Origin of the sequence: Geomonas paludis, from assembly GCF_014193585.1 — a bacterium.
Taxonomy (GTDB): domain Bacteria; phylum Desulfobacterota; class Desulfuromonadia; order Geobacterales; family Geobacteraceae; genus Geomonas; species Geomonas paludis.
Genome location: NZ_BLXY01000002.1, coordinates 771,889 through 790,988 on the forward strand (window position 1 = coordinate 771,889; position 19,100 = coordinate 790,988).

Here is a 19,100-nt window from a genome sequence, read left to right on the forward strand (position 1 = left end):
GAACAAAGCGCCTTTGTAGCCTAAAGTCATAGCTATGCCGCCATCCGTACTGAGACATTTCCACCCGCTGATCCAGCAATGGTTCATCGAGAACGTGGGAGGCCCCACCGACGTACAGGTGCGTGCCTGGGACGAGATCAGCCGGGAACGCCACGTCCTGGTCACCGCGCCGACCGGCAGCGGCAAGACACTGGCCGCCTTTTTGTGGGCCATCAACCAGCTGGTGACCGGCGCCTGGTCCCGCGGCCAAACGAGGGTGCTCTACGTCTCGCCCCTGAAAGCTCTCAACAACGACGTACGCCGCAACCTGCTCGCCCCGCTCGGCCAACTGCGCGAGTTTTTCCAGGCCCACGGGGAGGAGTTCCCCGCCATCGCCGTCCAGACCAGAAGCGGTGACACCCCCGGCGACGAACGGCGCAGGATGCTGCGTCACCCCCCCGAGATCCTGATCACCACCCCGGAGAGCCTCAACATCCTGGTCACCTCCAAGGGGAGCAGGGCCACCCTCACCGGAGTAGCCACCGTTATCCTGGACGAAATCCACGCGGTCGCCGGCGATAAGCGCGGCACCCACCTGATCACGGCTGTGGAAAGGCTCACGCTGTTAAGCGGCGAGTTCCAGCGCATCGCCCTGTCGGCCACGGTGCGCCCGCTGGAAACGGTCGCCGATTTCGTGGCGGGGCTGCGCCTGGTCGGCCAGCGCCACCAGCCGCGCCCGATCTCGCTGGTCCGCGGCGAGCAGGAGAAGCGCTTCGAGCTGGAGATCAGCGCCCCCGCGGCGGCGCTCTCCGGCGCCGAGGAGGATTTCTGGCCCGGCCTGGTGGAGCGCTTCACCGACATCATCACCAGACACCGTTCCACGCTCTTCTTCGCCAACAGCCGCAGGACCACGGAAAAGGTGACCCGGCTCATCAACGAGCTCTCGGGGGAAGAGCTTGCCTATTCGCACCACGGCTCGCTGTCCCGGGAGATCCGCCTGGCCGTCGAGGACCGCCTCAAGCGCGGCGAACTGAAGGCGATCGTGGCCACCAACTCGCTGGAGCTTGGGATCGACATCGGCAAGCTGGACAGCGTGGTCCTGATCCAGACGCCGCGCTCCATCTCCTCGGCCATCCAGCGCATCGGCCGCTCCGGGCACGGCGTGGGCGAGGTGAGTAGCGGCATGCTGTTTCCCACCTACGGCATGGACTTCGTCTGCGCCGCCGTCATCGCGCGCGCCATCGCCGAGGGCGAGATCGAGCAACTGCACCCGGTCGAAGCGCCGCTCGACCTGCTGGCCCAGATCGTCCTCGCCATGGGGCTCCCCGAGCAGTGGCACCTGGACGAGCTCTACGATTTTCTCAGGTGCAGCTACCCGTACCGCAACCTGTCCCGGCAGCAGTTCGACCTGGTCATCGGCATGCTGGAGGGGAAGTATGCCGATTCCCACGTGCCGGAGCTGCGCCCGCGCGTCACGGTGGACCGGCTGGAAGAGACCATCGTCACCCGTGCTGCCCTCTCCATGCTGGTCTACCTGGAGGGGGGGACCATACCGGAGCGGGGGTACTACGAGTTGCGGCTCAAAGAGAGTGGCGCCAAGATCGGCGAACTCGACGAGGAGTTCGTATGGGAGAGAAGGCTCGGCGACACCTTCGCGCTCGGGGCCCAGGTCTGGCAGATCACCGACATCAGCCACAGCACCGTGCTGGTAGTCCCGGCCCGCAAGTCCCAGCAGATCATCCCCTTCTGGCGCGCCGAGGAACTGGACCGCGACTTCTTCTACTCCAAGAGAATCTCGTCATTCCTGGAGTCCTGCGATGGGCGGCTGGGACGGCAGGACCTGGTCGAAGAACTGATGCAGCGCCATTTCATGGATGAGGGCGCGGCGAAGGCGCTGGAGAGTTACCTCGAACGGCAAAGGGAAGCCACGGGCGCTCCCCTGCCCCACCGCCACCACCTGCTGGTGGAACATTTCCGGGACCCGGTCGGCGGGGCCGAAACAGAGCAGATCATCCTGCACACACTGTGGGGCAACGCGGTGAACCGTCCCTTCACCTTCGCGCTGGTCGCGGCCTGGGAGCGGCACTACGGCTACCCGCTGCAGGCCTTCTACAACAACGACGGCATCGCGCTGCTGCTCCCCCACGAAATGGAACAACTGGACGAGATCCTCGAGTTGGTCATGCCGGACAACGTCGAATCCCTGCTCAGGGAGTCGCTGGAGGGGACCGGCTACTTCGGCGCCCGGTTCCGCGAGAACGCCGGTCGGGCCTTGCTCCTGTCGCGGAGTAATTTCAAAAGAAGGATGCCGCTGTGGCTGAACCGGCTCCGCTCCAAGAAGCTGCTTGCCTCGGTGCTGCGCTACCGCGATTTCCCGGTGCTGCTGGAAACCTGGCGCTCCGCCCTCAAGGACGATTTCGACCTGGGCAGTCTGAAGCAGCTTTTGGATGAGATCCAGGACGGCAGCATCGAAGTCAGCCGGGTGCATACCAAGGAGGCCTCTCCCTTTGCCAAGGGGCTGATCTGGCAGCAGACCAACAAGTACGTCTACGAGGACGACACCCTGGGGGGCGGCCGGAAGTCGGCCATCGGCAGCGACTTCCTCAAAGAACTGGCGCTCTCTCCTCACCTGCGGCCGCACCTCCCCCCGGAGCTGGTGCGCCAGTTCCAGGAGAAACGGCAGCGGTTGGCGCCGGGATACGCCCCGGATTCGGCACGCGAGTTGATCGACTGGGTCAAGGAAAGGTTGCTGGTGCCGCTCCGGGAATGGCCGGAGTTGTTGCGCTCCGTCGCCCGTGACGGCGGTCCCGGCCAAGAGGAGCTGCTGCCGCAGGTCGCGGAGCGGCTGGTCCTTCTGGAGCTTCCTGCAGCGGAGGCGCCACTGGTCGCGGCGCTGGAGATGATCCCGGAGATCGCGCAGGGACTGGAACGAAGGCGGGAAGAAATGGCCGTGACGCCGCTGGTTGCCGACCCGCGTCTGCCCGGACTGCTGCAGCAGTCGCTCGACCGGCTGTGGCAAAAAAGCACAGCTGCGACCGGGGCCGGGGACGAGGAAGAACCCGGTGCGGCAAGGATCTTGGCAAGGTGGCTGGGCTACTACGGTCCGCTAGGACTGCCCGTGCTGCAGCGTACCCTGGGGCTTGAGGAGGGCCTGCTGCGCGACGCGCTGCAAAGCCTGGAGGAAACCGGCGCCGTCCTCATCGACCAATTCACCGAGAGCGCGGCCGAGATTGAGGTTTGCGATGCGGTGAACCTGGAGACCCTGCTGCGGATGCTGCGCAGGTCCAGAAGGCCGGCCTTCGAGGCGCTGGACCTCGCTCAACTACCCCTGTTCCTGGCGCAATTCCAGGGTATCGTGCAACCGGCGGGGACGCCCGAAGACCTGCGCGACCGGTTCGAGCAACTGCTCGGCGTGCCGCTTCCGGTGGGGCTCTGGGAGGAGGATGTCCTTCCGGCTCGCCTTGTCCCCTATTTTGGCGCCTGGCTCGACAGCCTGATGCAGAGCAGCGATCTGCTCTGGTTCGGCTGCGGCCCCAAACGGCTCTCCTTCGCTTTCCCGGAAGACCTCGACCTGTTCCAGGACCAGGATGACAGCGGGACCGTGGCTAGGGAACCGGAGCACCCGGCACTGATTCCGGATGACCGGGGGCACTACAACCTGAGCGCGATCTGCTCCATAGCGGGAGTGACGGCGGCAACGGCAACCACCGAGCTTTGGCAGGAGGCCTGGAGGGGGGCGGTCAGCAACGACTCCTTCGCCGCGGTGCGCAAGGGAATCCTGAACCGCTTCGAACTGCCGCAGGGGGACGCGGGTCACCGCCATCCGGTGCACGGCCGCCATCCGCGGCGGCCTCCGGGCAGCCGTTGGAACCGCGTGCAGGAAGGGCCCGGCAACTGGTTCCTTCTGCCGGGGCCGCAAACGGATATCGATGTATTGGAAAAGGAGGAAAGAAACAAAGACCGCGTGCGGGTGCTGCTGGAGCGTTACGGCATTCTGTTCAGGGAGCTGTTGACGCGGGAGCTCCCCTCCCTGCAGTGGAGCCGCCTGTTCAGGACCCTGCGCATCATGGAGATGTCGGGGGAAATCATCTCCGGCAACTTCTTTAACGGCATCCCCGGGCTGCAGTTCGTCTCGCAGGAGGCGTACCGGCAGCTGGAGCGCGCCCTGCCCCAAAACGCCATCTTCTGGCTCAACGCCGCCGATCCCGCCTCGCTGTGCGGCAGCGGTCTGGAAGGTCTGCGCGAGGCGCTCCCTTCCCGCATACCGTCAACCCACCTGGTCTACCACGGCCCGCACCTGGTCCTCATATCGAGACGCTTCGGCAAGGAGTTGGAGTTCAGGATCGGGGCGGACCATCCCCAGTTGGAGAGCTACCTCGCCTTGTTCAGGGTCCTGGTCGGCCGCGACTTCAACCCGTTGAAGCGCATCACCGTGGAGCGGATCAACGGCGACCCCGCCAAGGAATCAGAGTACGCCGAAGCCCTCAGGCGCTTCGGCTTCCAGGAATCCTACTCCGGGCTGGAATACTGGCGCCAGTACCCCTGACGCCCGAGCTACGACGTGATCCGCGCCGTGAACCCGCCCGCTTCCGCAGGAATCAACTCCATACTATTTTCGATGCACGGGATCCGGTCCTCGGCGTGGTGGTTCACGTAGAGGATCTGCGTGTTGCCGGTGCGCCCCAGGTGATCGATCAGTTTCAGCACCATCTCCCGGTTCACATCGTCCAGCCCCTGGCACGGCTCGTCCAGGATCAACAGGTCCGGCTGCTTCACCATGGCGCGGGCCAGCAGCACGAGCCGCTGCTCACCGTAGGAGAGATCCCGGAAGGCGTGCTCCTTTCTGTGATCCATGTGCAAAAGCTTCAGCCACTTCAGCGCGATCTCCTGCTGGTGCAGGGTGTACTGCGAGTACATGCCGATGGAGTCGTACATCCCGGAAATGACCACGACCTTCACCGTCCCGCCGACCCGGTACTCCTGCTGCAGCGAGGTGGAGACCAGGCCGATCCGTTTCTTTATGTCCCAGACGCTCTCCCCGCTCCCCTTCTTGCGGCCGAACAGGCTGATGTCGTTGGCGTAGGCCTGCGGGTTGTCGCCGCTGATCAGGCTCAAGAGCGTCGATTTCCCCGAGCCGTTGGGCCCGCTGATCTTCCAATGCTCCCCGGCTTTGACCGTCCAGTTGACGCCGTTCAGGATGTACTTCTCGCCGTAACGAACCGTCACGTCCTTCATCTCGATGAGCGGCTGACCGGGAATAAGCGGCGGCGCGCTACGCGCCGTGTCGACCTCCGGCAGCGTATCCGGCAGGGTGTAGTGGAAAGCGTGGAACCGGCGCAGCGCCTCCGAGCCCAGCATCTCGTCCCTGGTCCCCGACCTGAGAATGCGGCACTCCTTAAGGTATGCGATGTGGGTAGTTTCCGGCATGATCTCGCTGAAGCGGTTTAACAGCAGCACCACCTGGATGCCGCGCTCGATGCAGCGGCTGATCAACTGTCGCAGCACTTCCGATGATTCCCGGTCCAGCCCGTCGAACGGCTCGTCCAGCACCAGCAGTTCCGGCTCCTGCAACAGAGCCTTGCAGATGAGGGTCTTGCGCATCTCGCCGGTGGAGAGGAACTTGATGCCGCGCTCCAGGATCTTGGTGAAGCCAAGCTCCCGCGCCAGTTCAGAGAGTCGCGTCTCGTCGGCGTCGGTGCCGGCGAGGATGAACGTGTCGACGCGGGTCCCCTCGGTCACGTAGCCCAGGAAGTCGGAGTCGTCGTTGTAGCGCTCCTTTTCCAGGATCTCGTCGATCTTCTCGAAGGAGACGAAGCCTGACCGGGTGGGGATGCGGCTGGTGCCGGAGATGATCGGTAGATCGTTGCAGAGGAGTTTCCCGAGGGCCGATTTTCCCGACCCGTTCGCCCCAACGACGGCCCAGTGCTGCCCCGGAGCGATTTCCAGCCTAATCTCCTCCAGGCATTTCCCTTCCGTAATCCTTGCTTTCACATGCTGCAGACTTATCCCAGCCAATTGACTATCCCTTTCACATTAGATTTCAAGCCTTTGGAGTCGGGGAGTCCCCTCTCCCTACGGGAGAGGGTGCCCGAAGGGCGGGTGAGGGAGGCGCTTCCGCAGCAATCTTGCCCTCACCCTGACCCTCTCCCAGAGGGAGAGGGGATGTGAACATGGGAGCAGCTCACAACGAAACAAGGGGTGAGCACACGATATGCTCACCCCTCTTCTTATGCCCTCTGCCCTGATGCGGCAGGCGTTATTACTTGTTCAAGAACTCGCGCCCAAACGGCGACATCGCGCGCAGGCGGGCGATGATGGGCGGCAGCGCTTCGATCACGGCATCGATGTCGTCATCGGTGGTGAACCTGGACAGCGAGAAGCGGATGGAACCGTGAGCGCAGGTGAAGGGAACGCCCATTGCGCGCAGCACGTGGGACGGCTCCAGCGAACCGGAGGTGCAGGCGCTGCCGGAAGAAGCACAGATCCCCTTCTCGGAGAGCAGCAGCAGGATGCCCTCCCCTTCCACGAACTCCATGGCGATGGAAAGGGTGTTGGGAAGACGCTCGGTGCCGCCGCCGTTGATCCTGGTGTTCGGGATCAGCGCGGTCAGTTCGCGCTCCAGACGGTCGCGCATCTCGCGCACGCGCCCGGCCTCGTCCGCCATGTACTGCTCGGCCAGCTGACAGGCCTTGCCCATGGCGATGATGGATGCGGTGTTCTCGGTGCCGGCCCTGCGGCCGCGCTCCTGGTGCCCGCCCACCAGCATCGGACGGAACGGCGTGCCGCGACGCACGTAAAGAACGCCGACACCTTTGGGGGCGTGCAGCTTGTGCCCGGAAAGGGAGAGCATGTCGATCGCCGACTCCGCCATGTTCAGCGGGATCTTGCCGACCGCCTGCACCGCGTCGGTGTGGAACAGGGCGCCCTTCTTCTTGACGATCTTGGCCGCTTCCTCGATCGGGAAGATGACACCGGTCTCGTTGTTGGCGTACATGAGCGAGACGATGGCGGTATCTTCATCCACCAGCCGCTCCAGTTCGTTCAGGTCGAGTTGGCCGTTGCCATCGACGTTGAGTTCGGTGACGCGGTAACCGCGCTTGGAGAGGTTGCGGCACTGGGTCAGCACCGCCGGGTGCTCGACGCGGCTGGTGATGATGTGACGCTTCTCCGGAAAGACCTCCAGCGCCGAACGGATGGCGGCGTTGTCGCTCTCGGTGCCGCAGGCGGTGAAGACGATCTCGTCCGGCAGGGCGCCCAGAAGCGAGGCGACCCGGGCACGGGCCTCGTCCACCTTCTTTTGCACCTGGCCGCCGAAGAAGTGCATGGAACTCGGGTTGCCGTACAGCTCGCAGAAGTAGGGACGCATCTCCTCGAAAACCCGCTCGTCCACCTTGGTGGTGGCGTTGTTGTCAAGATAGATCTCTCTCATCCCTGAACCTCCTGTACCGTGATGTCGGGGGAAACCAGTTCGCGCAGCTTCTGCTCGACGAACTTGGCGGTGTAGCCGGAGGAGGCGCAACCGGCGCAGGCCTTCCTGAAGGCGACCTGGACGTTGGAGCCGTCGATGTCGATCAGTTCGAGATCGCCGCCGTCAGCCCACAGCTGCGGACGCACCTCGTTCTCCAGGGTCTCCTGGATCAGCTGCATCTTCCTGAGGTTGGTGAGTTTCGCCGGCTTCTCGGCAGCCGCTTTCTTCTCTTCGCCCAGGACCTCGGCGATGAGCTCCTTGATCTTGGGAATGCAGCCGCCGCAGGCGCCGCCGGCCTTGGTGAAGTGGGTGACCTGCTCGGCGGTGGTCAGCTTGTTGGAAACGATCACCTTCTTCAGGAAGACGTCGGTCAGGCCGAAGCATTTGCAGACCAGTTCACCCTCGGTCTCGACGTGGTCGTGGCCGTGGCCGTGGACCGGCGCCTCGACGCCGCGGTACTTGGCGATGGCTACTTCCAGCGCCTCCTGCCCCATGACCGAGCAGTGCATCTTCTCTTCGGGAAGCCCGCCCAGGAAATCGGCGATCTGCTGGTTGGTGATCTCGAGCGCCTCGTCCAGGGTCTTGCCCTTCACCATCTCGGTCAGCGCCGAGGAAGAAGCGATGGCGCTGCCGCAGCCGAAGGTCTGGAATTTGGCGTCAACGATGCGCTCTTTGTTCTCGTCCAGCTTTATAAACAGCTTAAGGGCATCGCCGCAGGCCAGGCTGCCAACCTCGCCGACCGCATCAGCATCCGTTATCTCGCCCACGTTCCTGGGGTTGAGGAAATGTTCTTTTACTTTATCGGTGTAGTCCCACATAGACCCTCCCTTCTAATTAGTCCGGTTATCATAGCGCAAAGCTTGCGAAAAGAACAACCCCTAAACGAGCATAATTCACAGCGGCGCGGTAGGGTACCCGGAATTAGTTAACGTTTCCGGCAGGAACTGCAATTCCCGCTCCGCTTTAAGGTGGATCCCGGCGGCAGGCAATCACGAAGCGATAACTGCGGGAATCTGCGAGAAAAGTTCTGCTGCGCGAGTGCGCGACTATCGCTGACGGAGCCGCGACGATGCCGACGGCGTGACCGTCGACTGCCCCACAAAAGAGCACCTGTAATAAAATGGGACGCAGTCGGCGGCAGGGCCGAAAGCCCTGCGCGGAAACAGCGTCCCGGATGGAGGGGACTGGCTCCGCCAGGTGCCAGTCCCCCTTTAGTTGGTCTCGTTGATCTCGTTCCCAAGGTCCACCTTGGGAACGCAAAGCCTCTCCGAAGCTCCAACTTCCCTCGGATGCAAAGCTGGAGCTTTGCGCCAACATGGGGTTCCCAAGCTGGAGCTTGGGAACCAGGAAAAGGTGGCCGAGCAGAAAAGAGTGTTCCGCTAGAGGGACAGGCACCTACGGAGCCTGTCCCTTCTGCCGCTCTGTTTACCCTTTGCCCAGAATGAACTCGCGGCCGGCTTCCACCAGCGCCTGCAGGCGCTCCTCGCTGGACGCCTCGCAGTACAGGCGCACCACCGGCTCGGTTCCCGATTTGCGGAACAGGAGCCAACTGCCGTCCTGGAGGATGAACTTGTTGCCGTCGACGGTGATCTTCTCCTTGACCGCCTCCCCGGCGAAGCTGGCCGGTGTCGCCGCGATCCGCTCCGGGAAAATCTCTTCCAGTTCCGGAGAAAGGGTCAGGTTGACCCTCTTGGTGAGGTAGCGGCCGACCTTGCTGTAGAGCCTCTCCAACAGCGCCTTGACCGGCATCCCCTCGCGGGCGACCATCTCGGCGACCAGGAGACAGGCGAGAATGCCGTCCTTCTCCGGGACGTGCCCCTTGATGGTGAGGCCTGCGCTCTCTTCGCCGCCGATGATGATCTTGTCCTGGGCGATCAGTTCGCCGACGAACTTGAAGCCGACCGGCGTCTCGTAAACCTTGATGTCGTGCATCTTGGCGACCGCGTCGACCAGGTGCGAGGTGGCAACGGAACGTCCGACGCCCCCTTTCATCCCCTTGACCCGGACCAGGTAATCGAGCAGCAGCGCGATGACGTAGTTCGGCTCGATGAAGGTGCCGTCGCCGTCGACGATGCCGAAGCGGTCCGCGTCGCCGTCGGTGGCGATGCCGAGGGCGATCTCGGGATCCTGCTGCACCAGCTTGATGAAATCCTGAATATATTTCTCGCTCGGCTCCGGCGGGAAGCCGCCGAAGTACGGATCGCGGTTGGCGTTCATCTGCACCACCTTGACCCCGTGCGCCTTGAGCGGCTCGGCCAGGTACCCGCGCGCGGTCCCGTAGAGCGGGTTGACGGCGATGGTGCCCAGTTTCGCGATGGCGGCGAAATCGACCTTCTTGGCCAGGTCGTCCAGGTAATCCTGCATGGGGTCGATCTCTACCAGAAGCCCTTTCTTGACGGCATCGTCGATGGAGCACTCGTTGTAGCAGATCTCGCCCAGCATCTCGTTGGCGCGCCGCTCGATGTCGTTGGTGGTCTGCGGCAAGGCGGGTCCCCCCCAGGAGGGCGAGAACTTGATGCCGTTGTACTCGGGAGGGTTGTGGCTGGCGGTGAAGTTGATGGCGCCGGCGGCACCGCGGCGGAGAATCTCAAAGGAAATTACGGGTGTGGGGGTGTCGCGGACACAGAGGAAGGTGGGGATGCCGGAGCCGGTCAGGACACGGGCCGCCTCGCGGGCGAACGCCTCGCCCATGAACCTGGAGTCGTATCCGACGATGATCCCCTTGTTCCCTTCGCCGTTACTCTTAACATGATCGGCGATGGCCTGGGTGACGACCTTAACATTCTCAAAGATGAAATCTTCACACAAGATGCCGCGCCAGCCGGAAGTGCCGAAAGTAATCCGCTGCATAATCCCTCCAGGGTGTTCGATAGTAAGGTCACCTCTATCTGGCAGAGCCCCCACTTGTGATCGATAACCTATCGAAAACAGGAGTACCAGGCGACCCGATAAAATAATTACTAGAGATTAATGCAGACGCCGAAGAGAGTCAAGTTTTAGCGAAAAAAGTGGGTTGACATTTTTCTTTCGAAATTGGTAGAGTGTCCTCTATCAACCGATTACGAAGCAATTGAGGAGGCTTAAACATGCAATGTCAAACCGTACTTCCTGGTGCCGAGTGCACTTTCTGGGGTAAACAGGGTTGTGTATTCACCGAAGGTTCCTGCCAACTGATCGTGGAGAACTGCGAAGGTTGTGACAGGATCGTAGACGGCTCCATCGGGAAGGTTTGCAGCGCATACCCGGCTCCCGAGAAGAAGTGGGTCGGCGGTATCTGCAACTTCGCTACCCACGTCAAGGTCGAGATCAAGACCGACGACGCCAAGATCAACCCGCTCAAGGCTTCCAAGAAAGCCGCAGGCGCCAAGAAGAAGAAGTAGTACCCACAGTATTTTGCTGTACCCTAAGAAGGGAGGACTCAGGTCCTCCCTTTTTTTTACTCTCAATCGTAGCAACGGAGGTGTCCTATGCCTTTCGACTTCCTGGCCTGCCCCGCCTGCGGGGCCCAGGTGAAACAGTACAAGAATCCTCTGCCGACCGTGGACGTGATCGTCGAGCTTCCGGAAGGGATCGTGCTCATCGAGCGCAAGAACGAACCGTTCGGCTGGGCCATCCCCGGAGGCTTCGTGGACTACGGCGAGTCGCTGGAGCATGCCGCGGTGCGTGAGATCCAGGAGGAGATTTCGGTGCAGCTGGAGGAGAAGGACCTAAGGCTGTTGGGATGCTATTCGGATCCCGCTCGCGACAAGCGCAGCCACAACATCTCGACCGTCTACGTCGCCAAGGCCTCCGGCACGCCCAAAGCCGGCGACGATGCGGCCGCCTTCGCCATCTTCCCCATCGACGCCCTACCCGAGCCGCTCTGCTTCGACCACGCACGGATCCTGTCCGACTACCGTTCCAAGAAAAAGGCGGGGACGATCTAAAAGAAAAAGGGGTGGCCTTCAGGCCACCCCTTTTCACCTCGACAACGCCCAGAACGTTCTGTAGGGGCGAATAATCATTGCCCCAACCCTCCCCCTACTCGAAAAACCGCAACTCCGGCAGGCTCGGAATGAGCCCCATCTCGAAGGCGTACCGGAAAAAGAGCCGGGCCCCTTCGAGGTGTGCGTCGGTCAGCTCGTAGGAGATGGTCTGCCAGTAGTCCACCAGCGCCTCCTCGCTCAGCCAGGCGCGCTCCTCGCACTGCGCCGCGATCTCGGCGTAGCTTGCGTAGGCGAGTTTCTTGGCCGCCACCAGGTCATGGGCCAGCGCCGCCAGTTCGGCGCCCTTCTCCTGCGCCGCCTCACGCCGCACGATCCAGAGGGCGAAGACGAAGGGGAGCCCGGTGAACTCGTGCCACAGTTGCCCCAGGTCGTAACAGAAGAAGCCGGAACCGGAGGCGGCCCCTTTCAGAGCGGCATCGCCGATCAGCAACAGGCCGGGATACTGCTCCAAAGCCTGGGAAAGCGGCAGCGTGGTCCGCTCGAAGCTGTTGGCAAAGCCGAACTTCCGCGCCAGCAGCACCTTCAGCAGGTTCACCGAGGTGTCGGACTCGGCGGTAAGGCCGATGGCGGCGCCATCCAACTCGTCAACCGGAACCCGCGAGAAGAGGAACACGCTCTTCACCGGGCCGATGGCGCTGATGGAGAGCTCGGGAAGCAGGCAGTACTGCTCATGCGCCATGGCGTACTCGATCGAGGAGGAAGGGCTGAGGTCTATCTCGCCGGCGCGCAGCATGGCGTTCAGCCGTGCGGGCACGCCGTCGACGAAGCGGTAACCGGTACAGTCGAAATGGGAAGCGAGAGCGGTGAAGATGGGGGTGCAGTTCGCGTACTTGATGTGTCCGATGTTGATGGTCACTGAGAAACTCCGGTTAATCTTATGACAAGAGAAATGTGACTGACATGACCTGCCAGCACATCCACTTCCCCTCTCCCTCCGGGAGAGGGCCAGGGTGAGGGAGTCGCCGATGGCAACATGCCTGCAGCCGGCAGCGCCCTCACCCGCCCTTCGGGCACCCTCTCCCGCAGGGAGAGGGAACTAGCGGAAGACAGAGCTCGTCGGGAAAGGAAAAGGAAAAGGCGAGAGGATCTCTCGCCTTTTCAGGTCTATCTCAAACTGCTGACGGTTAATCTTCGGAAACGGATACGGTGTCCTCGTACAGCTCGGCGGACATGAGGAGGTTCAACTCCTCGGCGTCGGCCATCTCGATGACGACCAACCAGCCGCCGTCATAGGGATCGTCGTTGACGAACTCCGGTGCGGTCCCAAGCTCGGAGTTGACCTCGAGCACGGTGCCGGAAAGAGGTGCGTAGAGGTCGGCAACCGTCTTCCTCGCCTCGATGGAGCCGAAAGAATCGTCCTGCTCCAGTTCGTCCCCCGGCTCCGGGAGTTCGACCGAGGTGACGTTGCCCAACTCGACCTGCGCGTAGTCGGTGACCCCGATTACGGCGCGGTCACCTTCGACGCGGACCCACAGGTGCTCTTTGCTGTACTTAAGCTCTTCTGGAAAGTCCATAGCTTACTCCAGTACCAGCCTTTCGATGAAGCTGGTGTCTATGTTCCCTTCTATGAAGTCTTTGTTGGCCATGATCCGCTTGTGGAACGGGATGGTGGTCTTGATGCCGTCGACGATGTACTCGTCCAGCGCGCGTGCCATGCGCTTGATGGCCTCGTCCCTGGTGTCGGCATGCACGATCAGCTTGGCGATCAGGGAGTCGTAGTGCGGCACCACGCTGTAGTTGGTGTAGACGAACGAGTCGACGCGGACGCCGAGACCGCCCGGGGTATGGTGATCGGTGATCTTGCCGGGGCACGGGGTGAACTTGACCGAGTCTTCCGCGTTGATGCGGCACTCGATGGAGTGACCCTTGATCTTGATGTCGTCCTGGGTGTAGCGGAGTTTTTCGCCGAAGGCGGAGCGGATCTGCTCCTTGACGATGTCGACGCCGGTGACCATCTCGGTAACCGGGTGCTCCACCTGCACGCGGGTGTTCATCTCCATGAAGTAGAAGTTGTTGTTCTTGTCGACCAGGAACTCCATGGTGCCCACGCTGTTGTAGTTGACGGCCTTGGCAGCGGCGACCGCGGCCTCGCCCATCGCCTTCCTGAGCTCCGGGGTGGTGACGGTGGAGGGAGCCTCCTCGATCACCTTCTGGTGACGACGCTGGATGGAGCAGTCGCGCTCGCCCAGGTGGATGACGTTGCCGTGCTTGTCGGCCAGGACCTGGATCTCGACGTGACGCGGGTTCTCGCAGTAGCGCTCGATGTAGACTTCCGGGTTGCCGAAGCCGGTCTGCGCCTCGGTCCTCGCGGTCATGAACGCGTTGGGGAGCGCCGCCGGGGAGTGCACGATCTTCATGCCGCGCCCGCCGCCGCCCGCCGTCGCCTTGATGATGACCGGGAAGCCGATTTCCTTGGCGACCTTGACCGCCTCGTTGACGTCGTGGACCCCTTCCTTGGTGCCCGGCAGGATGGGCACGCCGACCTTGATCACCGCCTGGCGGGCGGAGATCTTGTCGCCCATGATGCGCATGCTCTCTGCGGTGGGGCCGATGAAGGTGATGCCGCACTTCTCGCAGATCTCTGCGAACCTCGGGTTCTCGGACAGGAAGCCGTAGCCCGGGTGGATCGCTTCCGCGTCGGTCAGTTCGGCCGCGGAAATGATGGCGTTGATGTTGAGGTAGCTGGAGAGGCTGGGAGCCGGGCCGATGCAGACGCTCTCGTCGGCGAGTTTCACGTGCAGCGACTCGGAGTCGGCGGAAGAGTAGACGGCGACCGTCTTGATCCCCATCTCCTTGCAGGTCCTGATGATACGGAGGGCGATCTCCCCCCGGTTTGCGATAAGAATTTTATGAAACATGATGTCTCCAAGAAACAGATAAAGATTGAGACCAAGATTTAGATTGAGGCTAAGACCAGAACCCGCGGCGAGACCGCCACAACGGGATCCTGGTCTTAATCTTTATCTTTATCTCAATCTGTTTTTACAGCTTCTCCACCACGAACAGGGCGTCGCCGTACTCGACCGGCTGCGCGTTCTCCTTGCAGATCTTGACGATCTTGCACTTGAACTCGGCCTCGATCTCGTTCATCAGTTTCATCGCCTCGACGATGCAGAGGACCTGCCCCTTCTCGACGATCTGGCCGACTTCCACGAAGGGAGCGGCGTCCGGAGCCGGAGCACGGTAGAAGGTGCCGACGATGGGGGAGGTGATCACGTCGCCCTGCTCTTTCTCGGCAGCGGCCGGAGCGGCAGCGGGAGCGGCAGCCGGCGCTGCGGGAGCGGCGACGGGAGCGGCCGGAGCGTACTGGTAGGCGACGGGCGCCTGAACCTGGAACTGGGCGCTGCTGCAGCCCCTCTTGATGACCACTTTGTCATCGGCGTTCTCCAGCTCGAACTCGGTGATGTCGGTCTCCGTTACCATCTTGATCAGCATCTTCAGGTCTTTTATATCCACATCATTCTCCTTTTCTTCACTTTATTGCATGGTTAAAGGCCTACCGGTCGATGCCGGACAGGCCCGTGAAACTCTCAGAGGATCATCAACTCCTTGGGGACCCGGGTGATGGGCCGGCAGCCGTTCTGCCCGACCACCACGGTGTCCTCGATGCGGACCCCGCCCCACCCGGGAATGTAGATCCCGGGCTCGATGGTGAACACCATCCCCTCCTGGATCACGTGCTTGCTGCGCGGCGAGGCCGTGGGATGCTCGTGGATGTCGATGCCGACCCCGTGTCCCAGGCCGTGCCCGAAATACTCGCCGAAGCCTTTGGCCCCGATGTAGTCGCGCGCCTTGGCGTCCAGGTCCCGGAAACTCATGCCGGGGTGCACCGCATCCAGGGCCGCCCGCTGGGCCGACAGTACCGTTTCGTACACCTCGCGCTGCTTCGCGTCCGGCTGTCCCAGGCAGACCGTCACCGTCTCGTCGGAGCAGTAGCCGCGGTAGATGGCGCCGTAATCGATGGTGACCAGTTCTCCGGCCACCAGCTTCTTCTCGGAGGCGCGGCCGTGCGGCAGTGCGCCGCGCTCGCCGGAGGCGACGATGAAATCGAAGGATTTCCCTTCCGCCCCCCTCTCCCGCATGGCGACTTCCAGCATCCAGGCGACCTCGCTTTCGGTCATCCCGGGCTTCAGACGCGCCACGGTCTCCAGGAGCGCCTCGGAGGCGATCGCCGCCACCCGCTCCAGGATCTCCAGTTCGCCGGCGTCCTTCACCGTCCTCAGGCCGACCATCTCCGTGTCGGCGGAGAGGTACTCGATCTCCGGGGTCCTGGCGCAAAGCTCCTGGTAGAAAGCGACTGTGGTGGAGCCGGCTTCGAAGGCCACCCTGGTCGCGCCGCTTTGCTGCAGCAATTCGACCAGCGTATCCATCCGGTTGGAGAACTCGATAACCTTGGCGCCCGTGACCTCGGCGCCAGCCTGTGAGGTGTAACGGGAGTCGGTGAGAAACCACCCGTCTTCTGGAGAGAGTAGCAGCAGCCCCTCGCTGCCGGTGAAGCCGGCGAGGTACCGGATGTTGCTCAGATTGAGAACCAGCAACAGATCGGCATCCAGACGTTTCAGGCATTCTCGGGCCGCAAGGATTCTGTTACCTATCATAATTCCGTCCGTAAGACAATCTTATTTTCCCAGCCGTTTGGCAAGGGCGCGCAGCCCCAAAAGGTAGCTGTCAGGGCCGAAACCGCAGATCTGTCCGACCGCTACCGGGGCTATGAAACTGTGGCTCCGGAAGGGCTCCCGGGCATGGACGTTGGAGAGGTGGACCTCCACTGCGGGGAGCGCGGTGGAGGCGATGGCGTCACGGATGGCGACGCTGGTGTGGGTATAGGCTGCGGGGTTGATGAGGATGCCCTGGCAGGTGCCCATGGCTCCCTGGATGGCATCAACGAGAGCCCCTTCACTGTTGCTCTGGACGATTTCGAGCTCCAGAGACAGTTCAGCCGCCAGTTCCCTGAGCGCCTGGTTGATCCCCTCCAGGGTGGTGGTGCCGTAGACGCCCGGCTCCCGTACCCCCAGGAGGTTCAGGTTCGGCCCGTGCAGGACCAGGATCTTCGCGGCACTCATTGCAGCGACTCCCGGAAGGCCGGCGCCGAGCGTTTCAACAGGAAGCGGGCCTTGCCGAAGTTGCCGTCGGCGGGGAGCACCAGCGCCGCGAAGAAGTCTTCGCTGACGCCGCGCACGATGATGCAGCACTTCTCGGTGATGATGGAAACCTCTTCCAGCTCGCCGGTCTTGAGCACGCCCACCGTCCTCTTGATCTCCTTGAGCACCGAGGCGTACTCGATGGTCAGGGTTTGCACGTCCAGCCCGGCCGCCTCGCGCAGGTACTCCTCGATGGCGATGCCGTCATACCCCATGATGACGCCGCCCAGGCCGCCGCTTTCCACCACTATCTCCTTCAGAATCCCCTTAAACCCCATCTTTTCTTCTCCTTATGTTTTCCAGCCAGCGCTGCAGCGAGCTCTCCAGGTCACCGTCCTCGATGGGCTCCTCCGGCACATGGGGCTGCTCCAGCGGCGCCGCTTCCTGTTGCGCCGGCGATTCCATCCCGGCAATAGCAGCCGGGACGGCGACTTCCTCGAAACTGATGGGCACTTCCATGGCGGCGGGCGCTTCGTGCCCGGCAAAGGCGGGGGGGGCGGCAGGTGCTGCGGGAGCGACAGGCACCGCCGGGGCTGCTGGAGCGACAGTTGCCGCCGGTGCAGCCGCGGGAGCAGCAGGTGCTGCGGCAACCTCGCTGTGAGCCGGCTGCGCCGATGCAGCCTGCTGCAACTGCTGCTGTTCCACGATCTCTTCGCACCTGAGGCGGTATTGCTGGTTGCCGGGATGCGCAGCGATCAGCTCGCGGTAGATGCCGATCGCCTTGTCCAGGAACCCCTGCGAGACATACAGTTCCGCCAGGGTGGCGGTGGTGAGCGGATCGGGGACGGCGGCACGCGGTTGGGCAGCAGCAGCGGGCGCTTCGGCAACCTCTTCAAGATCCTCTATGGCCCAGATGTCTTCGGCGTCCTCCACCGCAGGCGATGCCGCGGCGGGCGCGGCCGGGGCCGGCGCAGGTGCCGCAGCCGGCTCTGCCTCCGGCTCCTCGTCGAGCACTTCGAGCTCCTCGATGATCTCCAGCTCTTCGAGCACCTCCTCGTCTGCCGCCGCTGCGGGGGGAGCGGCCGAAGCCGCGCCGATGGAATTGAGCAGCATGCTGCTCTCCATATCGTCGGGATCCTGCGCCAGCACCTGACCCAGCACCTGGCGGGCAAGGGTGACTTCGCCGAGTTCCACGTAGAGCTGGCTCAGCACCTTCATGGCCTGGATGTGATCCGGCTTGAGGGCGATCGCCTTTTCCAAGGCCTGCCGGGCTTCTTGCGGCATCCCCTTGGCGTAGCAGGCGTTGCCCAGGGCCACGAATCCCAGCGCATACTCGGGGTGCGCGGTGCATCCTTTCTGTGCCACGGAGACGGCATCGTCCAGAAGGCCGAGCTTCCGATACAGGTCGGAGAGCGGTGCGAAGCAGAGCGATTTCGCATCCGCCGCCAGCATGTCTTCGTAACGCTGAATCTCAGTCCAAAACGACAACGCGTCCTCTACCATGTCACGCTCCTATGCAGATCTCCAGCAGTGCTTTGAGGTCGGTGACCCTTTCCATCTTGTAAGCGCCGATGCCGCGGTTGCAGATGAAGAGCAACCCCTTGTCGCGCACCTTCTTGTCATGGGAGAGAGCCTCCACGTACTTTTCCGACGGGAACGCGGGGAGCTCGGCGGGAAGTCCCAGTGCGGCGATGAGCGCCTCGATCCGGTCCCGGTCGGCCTGGCTGCAGTAGCCGAACTGCTGCGAGATCTTGGCCGCCTGGACCATGCCGATGGCGACCGCCTCGCCGTGCAGGTAGGTGGTGTACCCGGTCAGGGTCTCGACGGCGTGCCCGAGGGTATGCCCGTAGTTGAGCACCGCGCGCACCCCCCCTTCCCGCTCGTCCACCGCCACCACTTTGGCCTTGATGGAACAGCTGCGGGCGACGGCCTCGATCAGGGCACCCTTGTCCCGGGCCAGCAGCGCCTCGACGTTGGACTCGAGGAACCTGAAGAAGTCGCCGTCCAGCACGGCGCCGTACTTGACGATCTCGCCCAGGCCGGCGCGGAACTCCCGCTCCGGCAGCGTGTCCAGCGTCATCACGTCGATCAGCACCCCCTTGGGCTGGTAGAACGCGCCGATCAGGTTCTTGCCGCGGGGATGGTTGATGCCGGTCTTCCCCCCGACGCTGGAATCGACCTGGGACAACAGCGTGGTGGGCAGCTGTACGAAGGGGATGCCGCGCAGGTAACTTGCCGCCGCGAAACCGGCCATGTCCCCGATCACCCCGCCACCCAGGGCGAGGATGAAGGAGCCGCGATCGAGCGAGGCGTCCACGAGGGCGTCGTAGATCTGGTTCAGCGTGGCGCTGTTCTTGTACGCCTCGCCGTCGGGGAGGGAGACCAGGAGCACCTGGTATCCCGCCGCCTCCATGGCGGCGCGCACCGTCTCGTAGTAAAGCGGTGCGACGGTGGTATTGGACACCACGGCCGCGGTGCCGGTCAGCCCCAGTTCACGGCAAAGGGTGCCGACGGTTCCCAGGATGCCTGCACCAAGTTGTATGTCGTAGCTCCGCTCACCGAGCGCCACTTTTATCTGTTGGATGT

At 63.0% G+C, this 19,100-nt stretch carries 16 protein-coding genes; 3 read left to right on the plus strand and 13 right to left on the minus strand.

Going from position 1 to position 19,100, the window contains the following annotated elements; all coding sequences use genetic code 11:
* The first annotated feature begins 34 nt into the window (after positions 1-34).
* Entirely contained in the window at positions 35-4,525 is a 4,491-nt protein-coding gene (locus H7687_RS08935; RefSeq protein WP_183346703.1) for a DEAD/DEAH box helicase, read from the plus strand.
* Between the two features lie 8 nt (positions 4,526-4,533).
* On the opposite strand, the gene modF is transcribed toward H7687_RS08935, so the two are convergent.
* The 4 genes from modF to H7687_RS08955 all read right to left on the minus strand — a co-directional run bounded on the left by modF (position 4,534) and on the right by H7687_RS08955 (position 10,297).
* Positions 4,534-5,994 carry a molybdate ABC transporter ATP-binding protein ModF gene (gene modF / locus H7687_RS08940; RefSeq protein WP_183346704.1) on the minus strand — a complete coding sequence of 487 codons (1,461 nt, stop codon included), beginning with the start codon at positions 5,992-5,994 and terminating at the stop codon, positions 4,534-4,536.
* Positions 5,995-6,238: 244 nt separating this feature from the next.
* Positions 6,239-7,408, minus strand: a complete 1,170-nt coding sequence (nifS, locus tag H7687_RS08945) for a cysteine desulfurase NifS (protein WP_183346705.1) — start codon at positions 7,406-7,408, stop codon at positions 6,239-6,241.
* Positions 7,405-8,265, minus strand: a complete 861-nt coding sequence (gene nifU, locus H7687_RS08950) for a Fe-S cluster assembly protein NifU (protein WP_183346706.1) — start codon at positions 8,263-8,265, stop codon at positions 7,405-7,407. Before nifU ends, nifS begins: the two co-directional genes overlap by 4 nt.
* A gap of 607 nt (positions 8,266-8,872) precedes the next feature.
* Complete coding sequence (locus H7687_RS08955) at positions 8,873-10,297, minus strand: phosphoglucomutase/phosphomannomutase family protein (RefSeq protein ID WP_183346707.1); 1,425 nt, start codon at positions 10,295-10,297, stop codon at positions 8,873-8,875.
* Positions 10,298-10,533: 236 nt separating this feature from the next.
* On the opposite strand from H7687_RS08955, the gene H7687_RS08960 reads away from it, so the two are divergent.
* Both H7687_RS08960 and H7687_RS08965 read left to right on the plus strand, forming a co-directional pair.
* Positions 10,534-10,827, plus strand: coding sequence for a PxxKW family cysteine-rich protein (locus tag H7687_RS08960; RefSeq protein WP_183346708.1), 294 nt, complete (start codon positions 10,534-10,536; stop codon positions 10,825-10,827).
* Between the two features lie 87 nt (positions 10,828-10,914).
* Entirely contained in the window at positions 10,915-11,373 is a 459-nt protein-coding gene (locus tag H7687_RS08965) for an NUDIX domain-containing protein (RefSeq protein WP_183346709.1), read from the plus strand.
* A 94-nt stretch (positions 11,374-11,467) separates the two neighbouring features.
* Here the strand turns inward: H7687_RS08965 and H7687_RS08970 are convergent, their stop codons facing one another.
* From H7687_RS08970 to aroB, 9 genes are all read right to left on the minus strand, one after another.
* Positions 11,468-12,289, minus strand: coding sequence for a menaquinone biosynthetic enzyme MqnA/MqnD family protein (locus H7687_RS08970; protein WP_183346710.1), 822 nt, complete (start codon positions 12,287-12,289; stop codon positions 11,468-11,470).
* Positions 12,290-12,557: 268 nt separating this feature from the next.
* Positions 12,558-12,947, minus strand: a complete 390-nt coding sequence (gene gcvH / locus H7687_RS08975) for a glycine cleavage system protein GcvH (RefSeq protein WP_183346711.1) — start codon at positions 12,945-12,947, stop codon at positions 12,558-12,560.
* Between the two features lie 3 nt (positions 12,948-12,950).
* Complete coding sequence (accC, locus tag H7687_RS08980; RefSeq protein ID WP_183346712.1) at positions 12,951-14,291, minus strand: acetyl-CoA carboxylase biotin carboxylase subunit; 1,341 nt, start codon at positions 14,289-14,291, stop codon at positions 12,951-12,953.
* A 124-nt stretch (positions 14,292-14,415) separates the two neighbouring features.
* Positions 14,416-14,889, minus strand: coding sequence for an acetyl-CoA carboxylase biotin carboxyl carrier protein (accB, locus tag H7687_RS08985; protein ID WP_183346713.1), 474 nt, complete (start codon positions 14,887-14,889; stop codon positions 14,416-14,418).
* A 74-nt stretch (positions 14,890-14,963) separates the two neighbouring features.
* Entirely contained in the window at positions 14,964-16,031 is a 1,068-nt protein-coding gene (locus tag H7687_RS08990) for an aminopeptidase P family protein (protein ID WP_183346714.1), read from the minus strand.
* A 21-nt stretch (positions 16,032-16,052) separates the two neighbouring features.
* Positions 16,053-16,496, minus strand: a complete 444-nt coding sequence (gene aroQ / locus H7687_RS08995; RefSeq protein ID WP_183346715.1) for a type II 3-dehydroquinate dehydratase — start codon at positions 16,494-16,496, stop codon at positions 16,053-16,055.
* A complete protein-coding gene (locus H7687_RS09000; RefSeq protein WP_183346716.1) occupies positions 16,493-16,852 on the minus strand; it encodes a roadblock/LC7 domain-containing protein in 360 nt (119 codons plus the stop codon). The genes aroQ and H7687_RS09000 overlap by 4 nt, the downstream gene beginning before the upstream one ends.
* Positions 16,842-18,017, minus strand: coding sequence for a tetratricopeptide repeat protein (locus tag H7687_RS09005; RefSeq protein ID WP_183346717.1), 1,176 nt, complete (start codon positions 18,015-18,017; stop codon positions 16,842-16,844). The genes H7687_RS09000 and H7687_RS09005 overlap by 11 nt, the downstream gene beginning before the upstream one ends.
* Before the next feature lies 1 nt (position 18,018).
* The gene (gene aroB, locus H7687_RS09010; RefSeq protein WP_371877566.1) at positions 18,019-19,098 is read right to left on the minus strand and encodes a 3-dehydroquinate synthase; all 1,080 of its coding nucleotides are present in this window, start codon (positions 19,096-19,098) and stop codon (positions 18,019-18,021) included.
* Between the last annotated feature and the right edge of the window lie 2 nt (positions 19,099-19,100).